Origin of the sequence: Archangium primigenium (assembly GCF_016904885.1) — a bacterium.
Lineage (GTDB): Bacteria > Myxococcota > Myxococcia > Myxococcales > Myxococcaceae > Cystobacter > Cystobacter primigenius.
Genome location: NZ_JADWYI010000001.1, coordinates 5146680 through 5169605 on the forward strand (window position 1 = coordinate 5146680; position 22926 = coordinate 5169605).

The following is a 22926-nucleotide window of genomic DNA, read 5'->3' on the forward strand; positions in this document are numbered from 1 at the left end:
TCCTCAAGCGAGGGCGGCCAGGGCGGGGGGGGCCCCAAGGGGTTGCACCCTCCCGTATACCGGCGCGGCGCGCGGCCTTGCTGGCCCCGGCAGCGGCCCTTCTCAGCCCCTCCGCTCCAACCCTCACCCTCCACATGGCTTCTATCCCGCCTATACGCCCTATACGCACACGGATTTGGTCCAAATTTGGTCCGACAAGAACCGATTTGGTCCCCCAGGGCGATCCGCACCTCCTCGGTAGGAGTGAGTTCGACTCAAGGCGGCGGGCAACCTCTATTGGTTGCGGCGGGAATCGAACCCATCGTTTGCCCCATTCACACGGATGAGGCAGACGAGCTCAGGGCGAGCACGTGGTGCGCAGCTGCGTGGCCCACACCTGGCCGCCATCGTAGATGTCGGCGGTGCTCATGAAGACCCGCGAGCCCACCCGCAGGAATCCGTAGGGGTAGGACGAGTCACCGCCCGGCACCAGGTCCTTGAGCAGCCGCGAGCCCGCGGGGGTGCCATCCGTCACCCAGGGCTCGATGCCCGTGGTGCTCTCCGCATCGGCGCTGAAGAAGACGAGGTCGTCCGCCGCGGCGTAGATCGGAGAGGTGTACTCGTCCGAGCGGCTCAGCGGCCGGTGCAGCATCGTCGTCCCCGAGGCCGTCCCATCGGTCACCCACAGCTGGGCGTCCCGGGGCGCTTGTCGCTCGCCGCCGATGGTGAGCGCGAAGTACAACTTCGTGCCGCCCTCCACCGCGCTGATCCCGGTCACGTACGGGTACGCGGCGCCCTGGTCCGCGTACGCGTTCGGGAGCGTGACGACGGACGTCTCGGAGCCACCCTCCAGGGGAATGCGCCTCACGGAGATGCGCTGCGAGGACGCGGACGTGGTCGTCATGTACAGCGAGGAGCCCAGCACGCCGAGCAGGAGCGGCGCGCGCGTGGAGCCGTACGTGTACAGCTTCTGCGTGCCCGCCTTCGTGCCGTCGCTCTTCCACACCGCCACCGCCCCGTTGGCGCTCACCACGTAGAAGAAGGCCCATCCGCCCGTCACACGCGTGGAGGACACGCCCGTGCCCGAGGTGCTGACGTCCTTCACTCGGAACGTGCCCGCCTGGGTTCCATCGGTCCTCCACAGGGCCAGGCCGCTCGCGTCCCGGGTGAAGAACAGGACCGCGCCCCCGAGCTTCAGGACGTCGGCGGGGACCGGGCCCCCGAAGTTCGTCCCCGACGAGGGAACCACCTCGGGCAGGGTCCGCACGCGCACGGTGCCCGCGCTCGTGCCATCCGACGTCCACAGCTCGGAGCTCGGCGTCGCGCCGTTCACCTGGCGGAAGAACACGAGCCGCTCCCCCAGGGTGGCCAGATCCACCAGGGTGGAGCCCTCGGCACCGGGGGTCAGGTCCTTCAGGAGCCGGGTGCCGGCGGTCGTGCCATCGCTCACCCACGGCTCCTCGCCGTGGGCGTCGTCCACCGCCCGGAAGAAGAGCCGCGAGGGGGCGGGCGTCAGCGACTGCAGTCCCGCCAGGGTCTTCACCGCCACCGTCCCCGCGGACGTGCCATCGCTCCGCCACAACGTGCGCCCGGGGGCTTCGCCGAGCGCGGAGAAGTAGAGGCGGCCCTGGAAGTTCACGAACGCGTCCGGTGCGGGCGTCGAACGGGGCGGGGCGCCATCGGCGGGCGGGAGATTCGCCTTCATCCGCTGGGTGCTCGCCGCGTCCGGAGGGCAGAAGGCCGTCAGCGCCTCGGAGGCCTCCTTGCTCGCGGAGATGGGTTCTCCGGAGGACACCTCCGCGCCCGCCTCATCCAGGGGCGCGCCGCACGCCGCCAGCATTCCGCAGGACATCAACATTCCGCTCAGTCTGGACACCCATCCCGCCATATTCCCAACCCCCCATGTCATGCCTGGTGGGCAGGTTAGGGCGCGCCGGGGCCCGCACCAAGTGGCGGAAAAACCAGGGCGGCTCGTCCGCATGGTCGCCCAGTCCGGATGTGCAATCCCTTCCACCACGCGCCACACGGGCACGCCGCGCCCCCGGTTGGCCGAGGGCGCGGCACGCGCATGCGCCGACGATCAGAGGCTCTTGCAGAAGGCGCTGCAGGTGCTGGCCACGCTGGGACTCTGGTCCCGGCCATTGTAGACGCCGGTGTCGCATTCCTCTCCGGCCGCCGTGTCGAGCTGGCCATCCCCGCACCAGCTGGACTGGCACGCGAACGAGCAGGTGGAACCCGCCGGGGAACTGGGCGTCGCCCGGTCGCCATTGGCGCCCTCGGTGAAGAAGTCACACGTGGCGGCCGGATCGAGGCCCTGCCCACAGCCCGAGCTGTACGCCATGGCGCCCTGGGTCACGATGAAGGGCGTCCCCGTGTACTCGTCGTAGTCGCTCAGGTCGTCCGCCAGGTCCCAGTAGTCCCGGGTGTTGGGCAGGGTGCTGGAGGTGCCCACGGCGATGGCCACTGGCGCGAACGTCTTGTCCGGGTACGCGCTGAACACCACGCGGGTGGCGCATCCCCCGGCTCCATTCAGGGCGCTGTTGTTGCCACGCAGGTTGTCGGACAGCGGCTCCGGCGCCTGGTTGTAGCGGCCCTCCATCTTGAAGAGGTGCGCGTTTCCGGTGAAGCACCCCGTGCCCGCCACCGTGAAGGTGCCGAACGGCTCCAGCAGGGGCACGGGCGTGTTCGCGGCGGCGCCCTGGTAGGCGCACCCCAGCGAGACATACAGGCCCGTGCGGATGGGATCCCGCACGATGCTGGCGATCGCGTTCTCGACGAGGAACGAGGTGCCATTGGCGGTGGAGTCCGCGCCGGAGATGACCACCTTGCCATCGACGGCGCGTCCCCAGACGCCGCGGTTGTCGATCGCCGCCTGGATCGCGCTCACATCGGCCTGGCAGTCCGCGTCGCCGATGATGATGCCCCGGTACGCCTCGAACTGGTCCTCCGTCAGCGCGGCCCACTGCGTGGGCGTGACCACGTCCACCGTGTAGCCCAGTCCCGCCGCGGCCAGGGCCTCACGGCTGCTCGTGCCCCCCGAGACACTCGTCCCCAGGATCAAGACCTTCTCCGGAGGGGTGAGCGCCTGCGACGCCGACCGCGCCTCTTGCGCTTCCTGGACCTGCTGACAGCCCAGCGATGCACTGGTCAATGCGATGAACACTCCCCAGGTGTTTCGATTCACGTTCCGCCACATGTCGTCTCTCCCCCAAGCGCGTTGCGAATCACGTCGGCGCGGGTCGGGTGACCCGAGCCGGAGCGCACAATGACGAGACAGACGCGCGGGCGCAGTGAGCGGGCTCACTCCCGGAGCGTGAAGCGCATCACACGAGCTTGTTGCTGACCGGGAGGAGCACGGGCCGATGGGACTCGGACAACCAGACCAGGGGAAAGCCAATCTCCGGGTACTGCGCGACCATCTCCCGGAGCGCGCGGACAAGCTGGAGGATCATCACCAACACCATCACGCCCAGCAGCCCGTGGCGCAGCGCGGGCTGGAGCGCCAGGGGCAGGCTCGACAGGGGCAGCACCAGCAGGAACAGGGCGCTCTCGGGCGTGACCCAGGCGGGCGCCTTGTTGACGAGCTGGCGCGAGTGGATGCCCACCGTGAGGCTGCTCATGGCGATGGCGACCAGGGCCCGCGCGGAGAACACGTCGTCCCAGCTCCGCAAGCACGTCACGTACAGGCCGAGGATGAGCAGCGGGGCCGCGAGAATCCGCACATAGAAGGCGACCGAGGACAGCCGCGAGCGGGCCATGAGCAGCACATCCCGCAGCAGGGACCAGAAGCCCGCCCCGAAGGCGGTGAGGCTCAGCACCGCGTACACCTGTTGGAAGAGGGGCCACGTGAGGACGTCCAGGCCCTGGACACAGACGGACAGCCCCAGGAACAGACAGAAGACATAGTTCCAGAGGTGATTGATGTAGGGGTCGCGCATGACGCCCGTGGCGAAGTAGCGGCACAGGCCCAGGTAGAAGAACAGCTGCCCGGTGGTGGTGAGCAGCAGGTAGGGCATCAGGGAGAGCCCCTGCCGCGGCCCGAGCTGCGCCACGATCATCACCGCCATGGCGGAGTTGGCGACGTCGACCCAATGGTCCCAGAAGTGGCGCGCGGTGGACTGGGTTCCATTGCGCCGGGCCTGGGTGCCGTCCATGGCATCCAGACAGAAATGGAGCACCCGGCAGACCACCCAGAGCCCGTACATCCAGCGCGCGTGCTCCAGGGTATGCACGGCGACGAGCAGGACCAGGTGGAGGAGCAGTCCGGGCAGGCCGAGGATGACGGGAGACAGCCGGTAGGGCAGGTGTCGGAGGGCGAAGCCGCGGCAGCCCTCCCGGAGCGTCCGCACGAGGGCGTCCTCCTCCAGGCGCTTGTAGCTCTGCTGCTGATCGAGGACCAATACGTGGGGCTTCAACTCCAACCGTGCTGCGCGCTGCTCGGGCATCGCCATGATCTTCATCGTCCGTCCGGCGCGGGTGGGTAGGGTGACCCGAGCCAGAGCGAACCATGACGGGACCGGCGCGTGGACACAGTGCGCGGGCTCACCCCGGGGGCGTGAAGCGCTTCACTTCACGCGCCCTCTCTTGGCCGGTGGTACGCTCCCGGACTTTCCTCGAGGTGCTTCGTGGATATCGTTCACATCGCCATGATCCAGACGGGATTGTTCCTGCTCCTGGGCCTCGGCATCGCGGCATCCTTCGTCCGTTCGCACTTGAGGACGCGGCATGTCCGCCAGCAGGGGACACCCGCGGTGGCCACCCTCCTGAAGATGGAGCGCACGGTGATGCAGATCAACAAGCGCTACGTCTACGACTTCCTGCTGGAGGTGAAGCCTCCGGGCCGCCCCGCGTACCAGGTGCGGCTCAAGAGCCGGGCGCTGGACTGGAAGGCCGTCCTCGTGGAGCCCGGCCTGCGCCTCAAGGTGATGCTCGATCCGGAAGATCCTCAACGGGTCGTCGTCCTGGAGCCCGTCACGCCGCAGAAGCCCCTGAACTTCCGCAACCTCATGGAGGGCCAGGAGCGCCCCTCGGACCCGGTCAAGGCGCTGAAGGACCTTCAGTCGATGGCGGACAACGGGCTCATCACGCCGGACGAATACGCGCGCAAGAAGGCGGAGATTCTCGCGCGTCTCTGAAGGGATGCCGGCACTCGCGCGGTTCCCCTCCAGGCGGAGAATCAGGGCAGTGGCGTGGTGACATAGTCCGTGCCCGCGGCGTGGCAGCCGTGGCACGTATCGTGACCGCGCCCGTAGTAGTTGCGCGTGTAGTCCGGGGTGAACCCCTCATAGAAGAGCCACGTGTCCTTGCCGGGGCCCTCGGCGACCTTCACCTCCACGGCGTGGCCCTTCTTCGTCACTCCGTCCTCGGCGAACAGCTCCTTGACGAGGATGGTGCCCACCGGGTGCACCGCGTTGCCCGCGCGCAGGGAGGTGACGGCCGTGTCATTGAAGAAGACCCGCACCCGGGCCTGGTGCGGGGCACGGGTCGCGTGGACCTTGGGCTCGGCCACCCAGTCGCGGTAGCGGCCCTCGCGCACGAAGGCGGTGATGCCCGCCTCGGAGGTGTCGAGCGACTCGATCGGGCCTAGCCCCTCGTCCCCCTGTCCGTTCGAGTTGGGACCACAGGCGAGGCCGAGGACGAGCAGCCACGACGAGGACAGCGACAGGAGCGAGCGCATCACGGACATCCTTCACGGTGGGGGGGGTTCTGAAGGACTACGTGCGGGAGGCGCCCGGGGTTACCCGGTGCCCGTTCTGGCCGTGGCCACGTGCGGTTGCACGACATGCGCCAGCCGCTGACAGACCTGTTCCAACTGGGCGAGGGTCTGCCCGCTGGCGGCCACATAGTCATCCGGGCGCAAGAGCAGGAAGCCCTCCTCGGCCTGGACGAGGTGGTGGTGCGTGGCGAGCGCGGGTGAGCCGCTCACGAGCGTGGGGGCACGCCGGGCCAACGTGCTGTCCTGGGGCCCCACGGAGATCAAGCGAAAGCCATTCAGGCCCTCGCCCTCGGCTTTCGGGACCCAGGCGGGGATCTGCATTCCCGGGGCGGGCAGGGGCCCGGCGCGCCGAGGCCGCTTCCCGGTCCCGGAAGACTCCCCGAGGAGCACATCCGGGTAGTGCACGTGCCGGCCGGACAGTGACGGCAGCAGGATGTCCCGCAGGCGTCCCGCGCGGTGCAGCAGGTGGAGCAGGGCGTTGCGCAGGCGCAGCGCCATCGGCGGGTACAGGGTCTGCTTCGTCAGTCCGTGGATGGCCTGCACCACCTGCCGCGCCGCCGCCGTCCGCTCGGGGCTGTAGCTGTCGAGGATCGTGGGGGCGAGCTGGCCGTGAATCACCCCGGCGAGCTTCCACACCAGGTTGCGCACGTCCTGCATGCCCAGGGAGAGGCCCTGGCCTCCCGCGGGAGAATGGACGTGGGCGGAGTCACCGGCCAGGAAGCACCGCCCGACGCGCATCGTCGCGGCGACGCGATGGGGGACGCCAAACGTCTTGAGCTGGCTCGGTTGCGAGATGCGCAACCCTCCCGGGCCCCGCCGGTCGAGCAGGCGCTGCACGGCCTCGAGGCTCATCGTTTCGCCCTCGTCGAGGGCGCCACTGACGCGCACCTCTCCGCCCGGCAGGGCGATCACCACGAGCACCCCGGCCGGCGTGACGTAGTAGTGGGCATCCTCGCGCGCGAAGTCGCCGTCGACCTGTCCCTCGGCGAGCGCGAAGGCGCGCGAGAACTCCGTGCCCACGAACTCAATCCCCAACTGCTTGCGCACGGTGCTGTGCGCGCCGTCGGAGCCGATCAGCCAGTCGGCCTCGTATTGGAGCGGCTCCCCATTGGGGCCCTCCGCCTTCACCCGCACCGAGTCCGGTCCGGAGATGACCTCGGAGATCCGGACCGAGCGCTCGACGCGGCCGCCCAACTTCACCAGTGCCGCCTCGAGCAGTCGGCTGGTGCGCTCCTGACGGAGGACCAGCGCGCCGTTGATCTCGTCGAGCGGCAGGCGGATCGTCCGGTCGCGATGGGTGTGGTAGCACAGCGCGCGCGGGCGGTAGCCCTGCTGTTCGGCCTCGGGCAGCACCCCCAGCTCCGCGAGCATCTCGAGCACGGGGGGCCACAACAGGATCGCCCGCGAGCCACTGCCTGGCTCCGCGGAGGAATCCAGGACGGTCACCTCGATGCCGCGGCGTCTGAGGCCACAGGCCGCCGCGAGGCCACAGGGCCCCGCTCCCACGATCACGACGGGGGTCTTCTTCATGTCCATGCCATTGTCCTCGGTCTCGCGGACTAGATGCCGCCCACCGCGTCGAGCTCCTGGGCGAGTTCGGCCATCAGCTCCGCCTCGCTCATCGCACGCGCGCTTTCACGCAGTTGCTCCTCGGTCCGCGCCTCGATCCGCTCTTCGGGCTTCGGCTCGAGCCTGGCCTCGGGGACGGGCGATGCGGCGCGGTGGTCGAGCGCCTCCGGCAGAAGCCGATCGAGCAGCGCGCGGGCCAGGCTCTCGATTGAGCCATGCGTCCAGATGAGCGTCGCGGGCAGCCGGAGGCCGGTCTGCTTCTCGAGGCGGTTTCTCAGCTCGAGCCCGGTGAGCGACTCCAATCCGAGCGAGGTGAAGGGGGCCTGCGCGGAGATCGCCTCGGGCCGACACTGCAGCACCTTGGCGAGCTGTTGACGGATCAAGCCTTCCACCTGGGCGTTGCGCAGCTGCCCGGGCGTGGCTTGCAGCCGGGCGGCCAGCGCCTGGTGCGCGTGGTCGACGGACGTCGCCGACGCCGTGACGGCGCCAGCCAGCTCATTGAAGTACGCGCTGGCGGTGAGGGTCGGATAGAAGTCGAGCCACCGTCCCACGTCCAGCGAGACGACGCCCACCCAGGGCTCGTCACGCCCAAGGAGCGCGGCGAGGCTGGCTTCACTCGCCTGCGTGGACATGCTCGCCATGCCACGGTCCTGCAGTCGCTCGCCGCGAACTTCGCGAGCGGCCGCCAGACCCACTTCGGAGAACGGTCCCCACGAGATGCTCAGCGCGGGCTGCCCGGCGGCGCGCCGGTGCTGGGCCAGGGCATCCAGGAAGCTGTTGGACGCGGAGTAGCCCGTCTGTCCCGGCGAGCCGAGCAGCGAGGCGACGGAGGAGTAGAGGACGAAGAAGTCGAGCGGCCGGTCCCGGGTGAGCCGGTGCAGGTGCCAGGCGCCGTCGATCTTCGGCGCCATGACGCGGCGGAAGCGGGCCGTGTCCTGTTGCGCGACCAGGCCGTCGTCGAGGATTCCCGCCAGATGGAACACGCCACGCAGCGGGGTCCCGGGGGTTTCGGCCTCGCGCAGCAGCCGTTCCACATCGGCCGGTCGCGAGACATCGGCGGTGGCCAGCACGAGGGTAGCGCCCTTGTGCTCGAGTTCCTCCGCGAGCTTGCTCGCCGCCTGGCTGGGGAGGCTGCGTCCCGCCAGCACGAGCCGACGGGCTCCCTGCTCGACCATCCACTTCGCGAGCGACAGGCCCAGGCCGCCCATGCCGCCCGTGACGACATAGCTGGCGTCAGCGCGGAAGCGCGGGCCCCGGGTCTCGAGCGCCACCTCGGGATCGCGCAGCGCGAAGGCCAGCTCGCCCGGGTGCGGTTGTCCAGGCTCGCCGCGCACCGCTTCGGCCACCCGGGAGATTGGCACCACCCGCGCGGGTCGCAGCGGCAGCGCTCCCGCCGCCAGGCTCCGCACGGCCTCGCGGAACAGCGACGTGAAGCGCCGCGGGTGCGCCTGGGCGATGGCGCCCAGGTCCACGGCCGCGTAGGACAGACCCCGGGCGAAGAGCGACGGCGGGAGGCGCGCGGCGTTGCTGGAAGGGCGTGCACCGAGCTCCACCAACCGACCGCACGGCGCGAGCACGCGCAGGCTCTCGGCCATGGCGTCGCCGGGGTGTGACCCGACGGCGGTGCCGAGCACGATGTCGACGCCACGCCCCTCGGTGAGCGCGAGGAGCCGCTCGGCGACCGCCTGGGGAGGCCCGTCCACGACATGCGCGACGCCCAGCGCGCGCAAGGTGGCGCGCTCCTCCTCATGGGCGGCGGTGGCGAACACCTCGAGGCCGAGCTGTCGCGCCACCTGGAGGGCCGCCACCCCGGCGCTGCTGGTCGCGGAGTGCACGAGCAGGCGCTCGCCCCCCTCGGCCCGCGCGAGGTGTTCGAGCGCATGGCTGGCGACCATCAGGCCCATGACCTCTCGGGCCACGTTCTCGCCCAGGCCTTCGCGCGGCAGCGCGGCCACACGGCTCGCCGGGAGCACGGTGTGGGTGGCGAGCGCTTCGCCCGCCGAGCCCACCGCCACGACCTGCTGGCCGAGGAGCTCTCCTCCCACGCCCGTTCCAACGGACGTGACCCGTCCCGTACACACGAAGGTCACCTTCGAGAGTTCGGTGGGGTCGAGCACGGCGACGTCCAGCTCGAGCTCGACCTCGCCCTCCTTCGGGGCCCGCCGCTCGAGTTCGCGGAACGTCACGGCGCCCGGAGTGGCCGGTTCGGCCACGGCCAGCTGGAACGGTCGTCCACCCGCCGCGGCCCGATGCGCGACGGGAGGACCCATCGGGCCAAAGGCCAGCCGCGCGACGAAGCGGCGGCCCTCGTGCAGCGCGAGCTCATCGTCGGTGCTGCCCCCGAGCAGCTCCGCGGTCAGTTCCTCCGCGAGCGTGGCCGCGTCGTGGGCCGCGGGCCCGGCGTGCAGGTCCAGGCGCGTGCAGCGCAGCTCGGGGTGCTCGTAGGCGATCGTCCTGGCCATGCCGAGGAGCGGCGCGCTGGCGAGCGCCGCGGCGTCCGGACCCGCGACCCCCTCGACGGTCTGACTGCCCCGGGTGACGAACCAGAGCCGGGGGGCATCTCGCCACCCCTGGCGGGTGAGCGCCTGCGTCAGGTGCAGCGCACTGGCCCAGACCGGCGCGCTGGCCCCCACCATCGACTCCTCATGGTCGGGAATCGCCATCGGCTCCAGGCTGGCGAGGTGCACGACGCCCATGCACGAGCCCAGGCGGCTCGCGCACTCGCGGACCCGGGCGTGAGCACGGGCACTGTCGTCGGCGAGTTCGTGCGCGTCGAGCACCGCGACGGTGTGGCCGCGCGCCTCCAGCCGTTTGCGCACGCCGTCGGTCACGGCGCATCGACCCACCAACAGCCACCCGCCGGCGGCTGGCGACTCGGTGGGAGCGGCCCGTGCGGCCTCACGCCACTCGAGGCGCAAGACCTGCTCGCGCTCGTCGGAGGCCTCCAATCGACGCAGGCGCAGTCCTTCGACCTCGAGCAGGACACGGCCGGAGACGTCCATGACCGTGATGTCGGCGACCATGAGCTGACGCTCGGCCTGGGTCCCGCGAAGCCGGACGTGGCTCCAGACCTCGGCGGGGGCGCGCGGCAGGTCGTGGACGCGCAGGGCGCGCCACCCCACGGGCATCACCGCCGCGGCGGCGGAGCGTCCCGGGTAGCGCGAATCGAGTGTCAGCGCCACCTGCAGCGCCGCGTCGAACCACCGGGGATCCAGCTGGGGGATGAGCTCGTTCGCGGCGGCGGGGAGGACGGAGACGGCGGCGAGCGCCTCGTGCGCCCCTCGCCACACGGCGTTGATTCCCGCGAAGCCGCGGCCATAGCCGAGCTTCCAGGCCTGGCACGTCGCGTAGTGCTCCTCCGCCGTGATGCGCTGAGTGCAGCGCGCCTGAATCGCCGACACGTCCTGGGGGAGGGCGGCGGGCGCTGGAGAAGCCCGCCGCAGCAACCCACTGGCGTGAAGCACCCAACTGCGCGCCGCGCCCGCTCCGGAGCCCTCCCGACTCGAGATCCGGAACGAGGCCGCTCCGTCTCCACCCGAGAGCAGCGTGAGCTGCACGGTGCGTGCGAGGGGGGGCGAGACGTCCAGGGCCACATGGAGCTCCAGCTCCGCGACCACCGAGGCCCCCGCCCACGGCGTGCCCTCGAGGACCTCGAGCACCATCGCCGGATAGGCCGCGCCGGGCACGATCACCCGGCCGTCGACCCGGTGCTCCCCGAGGTAGGGGAAGCGCTCGGCGCTGATGACGCCTTCCCAGAGCCAGAGTCCGTCATCGAGCGAGGACGAGATGGGCGCGCCGAACAGGCCCTGGGTCGCGTCCTCCTGGCCGCGCCGCTGGACCGGGGCGGGCTCGAGCCAGTAGCGCTCGCGCTGGAAGGCATAGGTCGGCAACGAGACCCGGCGCGCTACGGGATGCAGGCGGCTCCAATCGACGGGAAGGCCGTTCGCGAACAGCTCGGACAGCGAGAGCAGGAGCTGACGCAGATCACCGGCATCACGCTTCAACGAGCCGACGACGGCCCCCGGGCGCCCGGCGGCCGCCAGGGTGTCCTTGAGCGCCATCGTCAGGACCGGGTGCGGACTCACCTCGACGAAGAAGTGATGCCCACTGGCCACCAACCCCTCGACGGCGTCGGCGAAGCGCACCGTCCGCCGGAGGTTCTGGTACCAGTACTCGGCGTCCAGCGTCGCGCCGTCAAGCACCCGCCCGTGCACCGTGGAGACAAAGGGCAGCGTGGACGTGACGGGTTGGATACCCGCGAGCATGCTCAAGAGCTGCTCGTGGACCGCCTCGACCTGGGGGCCGTGCGAGGCATAGTCGACGCGGATCCTCCGGGCGAACACCGACGCGGCCTCGAGTTCACCGAGCAGGGTCTCGACCGCGGCCACTCCGCCGGAGATGACGGTGGAGTGGGGACCGTTGATGGCGGCGATGGCGAGCTGGCCGCCAAAGCGCTCCAGGCGCTCCATCAGCTCGGCGGCCGGCAGCTCCACGAGCGCCATGGTGCCCAGCCCGGCGAGCATGGCGAGCGACTGGCTGCGGCGCGCCACGATCCGGGCGGCGTCGCTCAGGGACAGCGCCCCGGCGACACACGCCGCGGCGAGCTCGCCCTGGCTGTGGCCCACCACCGCATCGGGCTGGATTCCCAGGTGGCGCCACAGCTCGGCCAGGCACACCATCACCGCGAACAGCACGGGCTGGAGCACATCGACGCGCTCCAACGACGGGGCGCCCGCTTCACCCCGCAGCACGGCGAGCAGCGACCAGTCGACATGAGGGGCCAGCGCCTCGGCGCATGCCTCCATGCGGGCGCGGAAGACGTCACTGCTGTCGAGCAGCGGCCGTGCCATCTCGACCCACTGTGAGCCCTGCCCTGGGAAGACGAAGACGAGCTTGCCCGGGGGCTTGACGCTGCCCCGCACCAGATGGGGCGCGGAGGAGCTCTCGGCGAGCGCCTTCAGGCCGGCGAGCAGCTCCGCGCGCTCATGGGCCACCACCAGGGCGCGATGCTCGAAATGGGTCCGCTGCGTGGCGAGGCCATGCGCGACGTCGCCCAACGGAAGCTCGGCGGCGACCTCGAGGTGGGTGACCAGCGCCTGGGCCTGCGCGCGCAGGGCGGCCTCGTTCCGGGCGGAGAGGGGCACCGGCAGGGGCGCGCCCCGCTGCTCGGGGGCGGGCGGCACCCGGGCGGGGCCGACCTCGTGCCAGCGCACCGGCACTCCGAGTGCGTAGAGCGCGCCCAGGGAATCGAGCAGCACCGCGTGCTCGTCCTCGTCACGCCGCAGCGAAGCCAGCGTCACCCCGGGGCGGCGGTGGTGCTTCAGGTTCGCCTGGATGGCGTACAGGGTGCTCGGGTGCGGGCTGACCTCGAGGAAGATCTCGTACCCGTCCCGCAGCAGGCCATCGATGGCGGTCGAGAACGACAACGACTCGCAGAAATTGCGCACCCAGTGCTCGGCATCGTAGCCCTCGCCGGCGAGCACGGTGCCCAGGGCCGTCGAGATGATGGGGATGCGCGAGGGCCGGGGCTGAACCCGCTGGAGCGCTTCACGCAGATCACCGCGCAGGTGCTCCACCAGCGGGCTGTGCGGCGCCACGTCCACCGGCAACTGACGGCAGAAGATGCCTCGCTGCTCGAGCGCGTGGAACAGCGTCTCGAGCGCGTCCGGCCGTCCCGCCAGCACGGTGGCGTTCACGCCGTGGTGGATGGCGCGGAACACCTGGCCCTCATGGCCCACCAGCTCCCGGGCGGCGTCCTCCCACGACAGGCCCACCAGACCCATGGTGCCCTGACCGCGGACCCGCGCGAGCATGTTCGCATAGGCGCAGATGGTCTCGATGGCATCGCTCAGGCTCAGCGCGCCGCCGACGTACGCCGCCGCGATCTCGCCACCGCTGTGCCCGATGACGGCCGCCGGTGACACGCCCCAGGCGCGCCACAGGTCGGTCAGGGCGATCTGGATGGCGATGCTCACCGGCCAGCCCACCTCGACGTGGTCGAGCCGGGAGCGCTCCGCTCCCGCCGTCAGCTCCTCGAGCAACGACCAGCCCAGGTGCTTCTGGATCAACCGCCCGCACTGCTCGAGGGTGGCGCGGAACACCGGCTCCCGGTGCAGCAGGGAGCGGCCCATTCCGAGCCATTGCGCCCCCTGGCCGGCGAAGACGAACACCACCCTCGGCGCCTCACGGGACGCGGCCCGGCTCGTGGCCAGCCGCGGGCTCGTCCGGCCCTCGAGGAAGTCCCTCAGGCCCTGGACGAGCTCTCCCGAGGAGCGCGCGGTCAGCGCCAGCCGGTGCTCGGCCGACGGGGACGGCACCCCCGGGGTGACTCGCGATTCGCGCTCCGAGCCTTCCACCGCCTCGAGCCATTCCCGCGCCTGCTCGCGCAGGGCCTGCGGGCTGCTGGCGGCGAGCGGGAAGCTCGCGACGGGCGGCGAGGGCCATTCGGCGACGACCACGTGCGCGTTCGTCCCGCCCATGCCAAAGGAGCTGATGCCGGCCACCAGCGGCCGCTCCGCCGCGGGCCAGGGCCCCTCCTGGGTCTGGACCCGCAGGTTCAACTCATCCAGGGCGATGTGTGGGTTTTGCGTCGTGAAGTGGAGGCTGGGGACGAGTCGCCGGTGCGCGATGCAGAGCGCCGTCTTGATCAACCCCGCCATGCCCGCGGCGGCCTCGAGGTGACCGACGTTGGTCTTCACCGAGCCGACGAGCAGGGGCGCGCTGGTGGGCCTGGCGCCGCCGAGCACCGCGCCGAGCGCGCTGGCCTCGATGGGATCTCCCAGCTGGGTGCCGGTGCCGTGCAGCTCGACGTACTGGACGTCACCCGGCTCGGCGCGGGCCCGGCGATACGCCGCGCGCAGCAGGGACTCCTGTGCCACCGGGTTGGGGGCGGTCAGTCCATTGCTGGCGCCGTCGTTGTTCACCACCGAGCCGCGGATGACGCAGACGATGGGGTCTCCGTCGACGAGGGCGCGCGACAACCGCTTGAGCACCACCATGGCGCCGCCCTCGCCGCGCACATAGCCATTGGCGCCGGCATCGAAGGTGGCGCACCGCCCGTCCGGCGACAGCGCGCCGAACTTGACCATGGCGTGGGTGCTCTCGGGCAGCAGGTTGAGGTTCACCGCCCCGGCCAGCGCCATCGTGGCGTCACCGCGCTGCAGGGCCTCGCAGGCCAGGTGGACGGAGACCAGCGCGGACGAGCAGGCCGAGTCGAGTGACAGGCTGGGCCCCTGCAGGCCGAACACGTACGACACCCGGTTGGCCAGGATGCTGCGGTGGTGTCCCGTCACCGTGTGTTGGGTGAGGGTCGGCGCGCCCTGCTGATAGAGCAGCCGGGCATAATCCACCCAGGCGGAGCCCACGTAGACGCCGGTCTGGCTGCCCTTCAGGCTCTCGGCGACGATGCCGGCGTTCTCCAGCGCCTCCCAGGTGAGCTCCAGCATGAGGCGCTGCTGCGGGTCCATCGTGATCGCCTCGCGCGGAGAGATCCCGAAGAACAGCGGATCGAAGCGATCGACCTGCTTGAGGAAGCCGCCCTTGCGCGCCCCGGCGGCGCCGGGCTCGGTCGCGGCCCAGGCCGCCGCGTCCCAGCGCTCGCGCGGCACGTCATCAATGGCGTTCACCCCCTCGCGCAGCAACCGCCAGAACGCCTCCAGGTCCGGCGCGCCGGGAAGGCGGCAGGACATCCCGATGATGGCGATCGGCTCGTCTGGAGCACCCCGCGCGGCTTCCGCCTCCACGTCGGGGGGCGGGCCCGCCGTGGAGGCGGCCTTGGCGCTCGTGCCGCCGTGCAGGTGCGTCGCCAGCTCGTGCGGAGTGGGGAAGCGCCAGACCGCGACCGGGGAGAGCGGCCGATCGAGCCGCTGCGACAGCTTGCGCACGAGCGCGAGCGCCCCGATGGAGTCGAGCCCATAGCGGCTGAATTGCTCGTGGACGTCGACCGTTTTGGGATCGAGCTCCAGGTGCGCGCCGAGCTCCTCGGCGATCCACGCGGTGAGTTGGCTGAGGGAAGGCGAGGTCATGAATTCACCGCTCGGGATGGGGCGGCGACCGGCGCCGGCTCCTGGGTCGAGGCACGCAGGATGCGCATCCGCACCCCGTTCTTGGGTCCCACGCCAACCCCCTGACGCACCGCCTTCTCCTCCTGCGAGGACTCCAGGCCCAGCTCCCAGTGGCGCAGGATCGTCGCGACGACGATCTGCAGCGACTGGTGGGCGAAGGAGGCACCGATGCAGCGCCGTGCGCCCGCTCCATACGGCATGAATTCGAAGGGGGTGTATCTGCGCGCGTCGAAGCGCTCGGGGTGGAAGCGCAGCGGCTCCGGGAAGAGGTCCTCCCGCGCGTGAAGCATCGTCGTGAACACGGCGACGCCGGTCCCCGCCGGAATGGTGCGCGAGCCGATGCGGAGCGGAGTCCGGAGCTTGCGGTACAGGTCGGCCACGGGCGGGTAGATGCGCATGGTCTCGTTGCAGACCGCGTCGAGGTAGGGCAGCTCGGTGTAGCGCTCCGGCGCGACGTCCATCGGCAGCGTGGCCAGTTCCTGGCGCACCTTCGCCAGCGTCTCCGGATGGCGGTGCAGCCAGTAGAACACCCAGGAGATGGTCGTCGCCGTCGCCGCGTGCCCGGCGAGGAACAGCGCCATCAGCTCGTCGTGGACGACCTCGTCGCTGGGGACGCTGCCGTCCTCGTAGCGCGCCGTGAGCAGGAGGGACAGGAGGTCCACCTTCGCGCCAGACGGTTCGCCGCGGCGCCTGGCGATGAGCCCATGGATGAGCTGGGTCAGCCGTGCGTCGGCGCGCTGCCACGTGGCGTACGGGCCCAGCCCGCCGAAGGGACGGCGGAGCGCGGGGAAGAAGATGAGCGCGGGGGACGACGCCTCGAAGAGCTCGCGAATGCGCAGCCGGAGCTCGTCCTGCTCGGCGGGCTCCGTCACGCCGAACATGTCGCGGATGACCACCTGGAGCATGATGCGCTGGGCGAGCTTCTGCATGACGAACGGCCCGCCCTGGGCCAGCTCGCTCGCGTACTGGAGCGCCGTCTCCCGCATGGTCACGGCATAGGCGGCGAGGATCTGCCGGCGGCTGAACGGCGGCATCAGGAGCTTGCGCTCCCGGGTGTGTTCGGCTCCCGTCAGCATGACGAGGGAGCGCGGCCGGAAGACCATGGCCAGCGCATCCGGGCCGTAGAGATCGAACGTCGAGATGTCCGCGGTCAGGATGTCCTTGGCGGCCTGCGGGCTGTAGGCCACCACGACGGGCCCCATCTGAAGCGGCATCGTGACGGTGTGGCCATCGCCATACCGGGTGAGGTCCCGGTAGAGACTCACGGGATCGGTCGCATAGCGGACCGAGGTCCAGAGCGCGCTGGAGGGGCCTGGAGGAAGGACGTCCGGGGAAGTCGTCACAGGTGTCGGTTCAGTATTGTCAGACATGGGAACCCTTCGCCGGGGTGCGTGTGCTGGCTTCACTGTTGCCCTCGAGTGAGCCCAGGGAGGACTCCCAGAGTTCAACGAGGTGGTCGACCAGTTCGCTGAGTGTGCTGCCCGCCAGGAGCTTGGAGATCGCGAGCCGGATGCCGAGCGCCTTGTTGAGCCGCTCGCGCACTTCGAGCGCCATCAGCGAATCGAGACCCAGCATCAGAAGAGGGATGCGTGCGTCGAGTTGTGAGGATTCCATGCCGAGGACCGAGGCGACCCGCGCCCGTAACAGCTCATCGAGTTGCGCCCTGCGGGCCTGGGCACTGGGAGTGGAAAGCAGTCTACTCCTGGCGGACAGGAGGTCCGCGGAGCTCGCCAGCTCCGCGATCAGGCTGGCGAAGCGTGACTGTGCCCGCACACGCTCGAGCCAGACAGGCTCCATCGTCGCTGGCAACGCGATGAGCTGGGGTTGGCGTGTCGCGAGCGCCTCGCGCAGATGGGACGACACCTCGGCGGTGCGATCCTCGCCCGCCATCGCGGGCGCCAATGACAGCGCGAGCGCCGGGTGACCGGCATGGAAACGCTCCCGCGCGATGGCGGCGAAGGCGGACGCGAGTGTCTCCGCGGGGCCCCCCGCCATGGCGCCCGGTGTGCTGACGAGCGTGAAGCCGTCGAGCGCGAGGCTCCTGGTGGCCACCGCGAGTTCGAGCGCTGGAACCACCTTCTGCGTCCAGTCCTGGGCGAGCGGGCGATCGGAGGCCGTCACGCCGTAGAAAACGCCGCTCCATCGCGGAGCCTCCTGCCCACCGGGCCGCAAGAGCCGCTCCCACTGTCCACGGTCGAGGTTCGTGTGGCGGCGCCACTCGATCCGGACCCCCGAGGACTCGGCCTCCTGGATGGCGCGCGCGAGTCCGGCGAACGGTGCGTCGCCCTCGGCCTCGGAAGGCGGTGTGACCACGATGACCCGGGTGGCTCCCTCCTGGGCGAGCCAGCGCACCAACCACGCATTCAGCTCCGAACCATCACCCCCCACCAGATAGGTGCCCTCGGGAGAGACTCCCGGCCAAGGGGAGATCGGCACCGCCAACCGCGCGGAGTCGTCGTGCGCGAAGGAGAGGACCCGCGCGCCGGCCTCGTCATCGCGCGCCAGGGGGGTGTGCTCGGCCTCGCCCAATGCGATGGCGCGGACGGGAAGGGGGGGCAGTTGCCCCGCCGTGAACAGCTCGACGACCCGCTCCACCGCGGCCGTGTAGGCGGCGGGACGATCTTCCGCGAGCTCCGCCAGGTCGATGCCCTGATAGGAGCCGCGACGGCGCTGGAGCTCCCGCCAGAGGCCTGGCTCGAACGTCTCCCCCTCGGCGGCCGTGGCCTTCGACGCGCGCGGTGCCAGGTCCAGGAACCGCCCGCCCCGGGCCAGCAGCATGACGGCGGTGCTCGCCGCGCCGGGCAGCGTGTTGCACACCACGTCCGCCCCGCGTCCCGAAGTCGCGCGCAGGAACTCGTCGGCGAGTCCCGATGTGTGGACCTCGGCCCCGGCTCGCCGCAAGAGCTGCACGGTGGCCAGCCCCAGCACCGTGGTTGCTCCATGGACGAGGACACGCTCGCCCCGCCCGATCCGGAGGGCTTCGTTCAGCGCGTACCAGGCCGCCGCATAGGGGAGGACGGCGCCGGCCGCGTGCACGGCGGGGAGTGACTCCGGCCGACGCACGAGCCCGGTGGCCGACACGATGACATGAGAGGCCATGCCACCGCGCACGACTCCGAGGACCTCGTCGCCCAGGGCGACCTGATCGACCCCCGGGCCGAGCGCCACCACCGCGCCACAGCACGCGAGGCCCGGCGCGACTCCGGCCTCGGTGTCATGACCGGTGGCCCAGCCCATGGCGCGCACCTGGAGCTCCACTTCACCAGGGCCAGGCGACTTGCGCAGGAGGGCACGAAGCGACGGGCGCGTTGGCGCTCCGCTCCCCGCGGTCACCCGTCGGCAGGGCTCGCCAGCGTAGGCCCGATGGACCACCGGCGGCTCCAGGGGCGGCTGGCGCAGGCGCGCCACCTCACGTCCCTCCGGGCGCCACGCCACCTCGTCCTCGCCCGGACGTTGCACGAGTTCGCGGGCCACGCCTTCGAGCGGGGCGCCCCGGGCCCATTCGATTCGTGTCCAGTGCGGCGGAGACACGTCCCGGACGCTGGCGTCGAGGGCGGCCTGGAGGGGCGTCCCAGCACCGGCTTCGGCCACGAGGGCGAGCGCGGGCGCGGCGGAGCGAGACAGGGTCCCCAGGTCCATGGCGGCCTCGGACAACAGCGCCACCGCCGCGGCCTCGTGCGCATCCATGTCACCGGCGCCGCGTGGCACGTAGACGAGGCTCCAGGCGGCGGGCTCATCGCCGACGGCTTGGGCGAGCTGTTCCGGCCCGAGCGGCCCTTCGAGCTCCCACAGGCGCACCGAGGAGGCCCGTGGAACGAGGGCGTCGCGGAGCGCCCGGCCGAGCGCGCTGGCTCGGGCGAGAATCAACCAGCGCTGTTCGGACCGCGGGGCCGCGGACGTCTCGGGCTCGGGCAACGGGACGCGCTCCCAGTGCGGGCAGAACAGCCCGGTCGACCGTGGCCGAGCCACCGCCTGCCGCTCGAGACGGAGGCCCAGGACCTGGGCCAGCGGCGTGCCCGCGTCGTCCCACAGCGTCACGTCCGCGCTCCATCCGCCCTCGGCGAGGGCACGCACACGCACGTGGCTCCAGCCGCTGGTGGCGGTGGACGGGTGCACGCGCATGCGCTCGAGCCGGGTCGGCAACGGCGCGCCGTCACCGTTCACCGAGGAGGCCAGGACCGCGCCCACGACCTGCAGGGCGCCGTCGAACAGGGCGGGGTGGAGGACCAGTCCATGCGTGGCGCGCGCGGCACGCTCGGCCACCGCGAGCCGGGCCAGCGCTTGCCCCTCGCCCAGGAACAGCTCCTCGATGGGGCGCAGGCTCGGCCCGTTGACGATGCCGTTGGCCTCCATCGCGCGGTACAGCTCCGCGCTGGGAACGCCTCGCGGGAGTCGTTCGCGCACGGCCGCGAGCGACTCCGTGTCCGCGCTCGCCGCTTCGCCTTCCGTCACCCGGCCCCGGGCGTGCATCACCCAGGCCTCGCCAGCGCGTCGGCTGGACACCTGGAAGTGGCCGGTGCCGCTCGCCGGATCCAGCCACGCCAGTTGCAGCTCGCGCTCCTGCTCCGCGGCCGTGCCCAGCGCCAGCGGAGCGCCGAAGACGAGGGCCTCCACTCCCCGCGCGGCGTCACCTCCGGCACGGCGTGCCGCCTCGACGGCCAGCAGGGGGTAGAGCGTCGAGGGCAGGAGCGAGGCTCCCGCGACCGTGTGTTCGCCGAGGAAGCCCGCGCTGTCGCCGCCCCACCACCGCTGCCAGAGGGCGGTGCGGCCCGCCACGGAGGACTCGACTCCGGTGCCGAGGAGCCCGCCGGCCGTTTCCGCACGCCGCTCGCGCCGGGTCCCCGCGGAGAACCAGTAGCGCTCGCGCTGGAAGGGGTAGGTCGGCAGCGCGAGTCGGCGGGGCTTCGGATGGATCGCCGAGAACTGGACCGGGGCGCCCTTGACGTAGAGCTCGCCCAGCGACTGGAGCAACATCCGGCGCGCGGGCTTCTCACGGCGAAGACTGCCCACCCCCGCCGCACCGCGCTCCTCCTGCGCCAGGCGCTCCCCGAGAATCGGCAGCAGGACCGGGTGCGGGCTGAGCTCCAGGAACAGGGTATGGCCGTCCGCGAGCAGGCGATCGATCATCGGCGCGAGCAGGACCGGATCGCGGAGGTTGCGGGCCCAGTAGAGGGCATCGAGCTCTCCACCCGTCAGGATCTCCCGGGTCACCGTGGAGTAGATCGGCGTGGTTCCGGGGCGCGGCTTCAGCCCGGCGAGGCTGGCCATCAGGGGCGCGCGCAGCGCTTCCATCTGCGGACTGTGCGAGGCGACGTCGACCTGGACCCGGCGGCAGAACACCGCCTCCGCCTCGAGTTCACGCAGCAGCGCCTCGAGCGCCGTGGGATCTCCGGCGATCACCGTGGAGCGCGGGCCGTTGTGCGCGGCGACCGAGAGCAGGGCCGCTCGCGAGTGGACGCGCGCCTGCGCCGCCTCCATCCCGAGCTCGACGACCGCCATCGCCCCCTGTCCGCTCACCGTGCGCAGCAGCCGACTGCGCAGGCAGATGACCTGGGCCGCATCCTCGAGCGACAGGGCTCCGGCCACGTGCGCGGCCGCCACCTCGCCCATGCTGTGGCCGACCACCGCGTCGGGCACGATTCCCCAGGAGCGCCACAGCGCGGCGAGCCCGACCGCCATCGCGAACAGCGCCGGCTGCACGATGTCGATACGCTCGGCCTCGGCGCGGCCCTCGAGCACGTCGATCAGCGACCAGTCCACCCGGGGGGCGAAGGCCTCGGCGCAGCGCTCGATCGCGGCGCGGAACACCGGCTCCTCGGCCAGCAACTCGCGCCCCATCCCGAGCCATTGCGAGCCCTGGCCGGGGAACACGAACGCGATCCGCGGGCGAGCGTCGGGACTCGCCCGGCCCCGTGCCCCCTCGGAACGGGGCACGTCGTGCGCCATGTCCGCGAGAATGGCGGCGAGTTCCGCCGGGGTCTCGGCCACGGCCGCGAGCCGGTGCTCGTGATGGTCGCGGCTCCCCGCCGCGCTCGCCGCCAGGTCCTTGAGCGACACCGCGGGTTCGCCCTCCAGCCGTCCCACGAAGGACTGCGCCAGGGCCGAGACGGCGGCGGGGCCGCGCGCCGAGAGCACCACCAGTTCGGCCCGCCGCGCGCCGGGCGCCGGGACGGCCTCGAGGGGCGGCTCGCGGACCTGGGGGGCCTCGACGATGACATGTGCATTGGTGCCGCTGGCGCCAAAGGCGCTCACGCCGGCGATGCGCCGGGCGGTGCCCCAGGGAACCATGGACGTGGGCACCTGGATGCCCAGGCGGCTCCAGTCCAGGTGGGGGTTGGGGCGCTGGAAGTGCAGGTGCGGAGGGATGCCCTCGTGCCCGAGCGACAGGACGACCTTGATGAAGCCGGCGATGCCGGCGGCGGCCTCGGTGTGGCCGAAGTTGGTCTTGACCGAGCCCACATAGAGCGGGCGGTCCTTGGGCCGATCCTTGCCGTAGACGTCACCCAGGGCCCGCAGCTCGATGGGATCTCCCAGCGAGGTCCCGGTTCCGTGCGCCTCCACGTACGTCACGTCGTGCGGGTTGAGCCGGGCATTGTCGAGCGCGGCCCGGATCACCTTCTCCTGGGCCTTCTTGCTCGGCACGGTGAGCCCATTGGTGGCGCCGTCCTGGTTGACCGCGGTGCCGCGGATGACGGCGAGCACGGGATCTCCCGCGGCGATCGCGTCGGAGAGCCGCTTGAGGACGACCACGCCGACGCCCTCACCGCGCACGAAGCCATCCGCCGTCGCGTCGAACGCGCGGCAGCGGCCCGAGGCGGACAGCACGCGGACCTTGGACATCATCACCTGCGGCATGGGCGCGAGCAGCAGGTTGGCGCCGGCGGCGACCGACACGTCGGTCTCGCCCGAGCGCAGGCTGTTGCAGGCGAGGTGGATGGCCACGAGCGACGAGGAGCAGGCGGTGTCGATCGACACGGCGGGACCCTCGAAGCCGAACACGTGCGCGGTGCGCCCGGCGATGAAGCTGGGCGCGACGCCGGTCAGGAAGTAGGCATCGAGCGCCGACGCGCCCTTGCTGTCCTGAAGCAGCCAACCGTAGTCCGTGGTCGCCAGGCCGACGAACACCCCAGTGCGACTCCCGGCCTGGGTGGTGGGTGGGATGCCGGCGCGCTCGAAAGCCTCCCACACGCACTCGAGCACCAGGCGGTGCTGCGGGTCCATCGACCGCGCATCCCGCGGCGCGATGCCGAAGAAGGCCGCGTCGAACTGATCGATGGCGCCGAGGAATCCTCCATGGCGCGAGTACGTCTTTCCCGACGCCTCGGGATCCGAGTCGAACCAGGTGGCGTTGTCCCAGCGACTGGGAGGCACCTCGCTCACCGCGTCCCGGCCGGCCGCCAGGTTCTGCCAGTAGCGCTCCGGCGTCGTGGCGTCTCCGGGGAACCGGCACGCCACGCCGACCACGGCGATCGGCGCATCTCGAAACTGTTCCGCCTGGGCGAGCCGCTGCTCCAGTCCTTCGATCTTGGAGAGCGCTTGACGGAGCAACGCCCTGCGGGCTTCGACGTTATCGGGAGTCGACATGGTTGGTTGTCCAGG

9 protein-coding genes are annotated in these 22926 nt (G+C 71.4%); 1 reads left to right on the plus strand and 8 read right to left on the minus strand.

The features are described 5' to 3' along the window. Nucleotides 1-337 precede the first annotated feature (337 nt). The 3 genes from I3V78_RS21320 to I3V78_RS39355 form a co-directional block, all read right to left on the minus strand. A complete protein-coding gene (locus I3V78_RS21320) occupies nucleotides 338-1831 on the minus strand; it encodes a hypothetical protein (protein ID WP_239576509.1) in 1494 nt (497 codons plus the stop codon). A 228-nt stretch (nucleotides 1832-2059) separates the two neighbouring features. Continuing rightward, a complete protein-coding gene (locus I3V78_RS21325) occupies nucleotides 2060-3130 on the minus strand; it encodes a hypothetical protein (RefSeq protein ID WP_204490299.1) in 1071 nt (356 codons plus the stop codon). A gap of 172 nt (nucleotides 3131-3302) precedes the next feature. Next, on the minus strand, nucleotides 3303-4439 hold the full coding sequence (locus I3V78_RS39355) for a CDP-alcohol phosphatidyltransferase family protein (RefSeq protein ID WP_239576510.1): 1137 nt from the start codon (nucleotides 4437-4439) through the stop codon (nucleotides 3303-3305). Nucleotides 4440-4604: 165 nt separating this feature from the next. Between I3V78_RS39355 and I3V78_RS21345 the strand changes: the two genes are divergently transcribed. Further along, nucleotides 4605-5114, plus strand: coding sequence for an SHOCT domain-containing protein (locus I3V78_RS21345; protein WP_338023695.1), 510 nt, complete (start codon nucleotides 4605-4607; stop codon nucleotides 5112-5114). A gap of 41 nt (nucleotides 5115-5155) precedes the next feature. On the opposite strand, the gene I3V78_RS21350 is transcribed toward I3V78_RS21345, so the two are convergent. Genes I3V78_RS21350 through I3V78_RS21370 form a run of 5 tightly spaced genes read right to left on the minus strand, consistent with a single transcriptional unit; the run spans nucleotide 5156 to nucleotide 22911 of the window. Then, a complete protein-coding gene (locus I3V78_RS21350) occupies nucleotides 5156-5656 on the minus strand; it encodes a cytochrome P460 family protein (RefSeq protein WP_204490301.1) in 501 nt (166 codons plus the stop codon). Between the two features lie 60 nt (nucleotides 5657-5716). Further along, complete coding sequence (locus tag I3V78_RS21355) at nucleotides 5717-7225, minus strand: FAD-dependent oxidoreductase (protein WP_239576511.1); 1509 nt, start codon at nucleotides 7223-7225, stop codon at nucleotides 5717-5719. A 29-nt stretch (nucleotides 7226-7254) separates the two neighbouring features. Next, nucleotides 7255-15288: a type I polyketide synthase gene (locus I3V78_RS21360; protein WP_204490303.1), complete on the minus strand. Its 8034-nt coding sequence runs from the start codon at nucleotides 15286-15288 to the stop codon at nucleotides 7255-7257. Then, the gene (locus tag I3V78_RS21365; protein WP_204490304.1) at nucleotides 15285-16697 is read right to left on the minus strand and encodes a cytochrome P450; all 1413 of its coding nucleotides are present in this window, start codon (nucleotides 16695-16697) and stop codon (nucleotides 15285-15287) included. Before I3V78_RS21365 ends, I3V78_RS21360 begins: the two co-directional genes overlap by 4 nt. Continuing rightward, nucleotides 16690-22911 carry a type I polyketide synthase gene (locus I3V78_RS21370; RefSeq protein WP_204490305.1) on the minus strand — a complete coding sequence of 2074 codons (6222 nt, stop codon included), beginning with the start codon at nucleotides 22909-22911 and terminating at the stop codon, nucleotides 16690-16692. Before I3V78_RS21370 ends, I3V78_RS21365 begins: the two co-directional genes overlap by 8 nt. Nucleotides 22912-22926 lie beyond the last annotated feature (15 nt).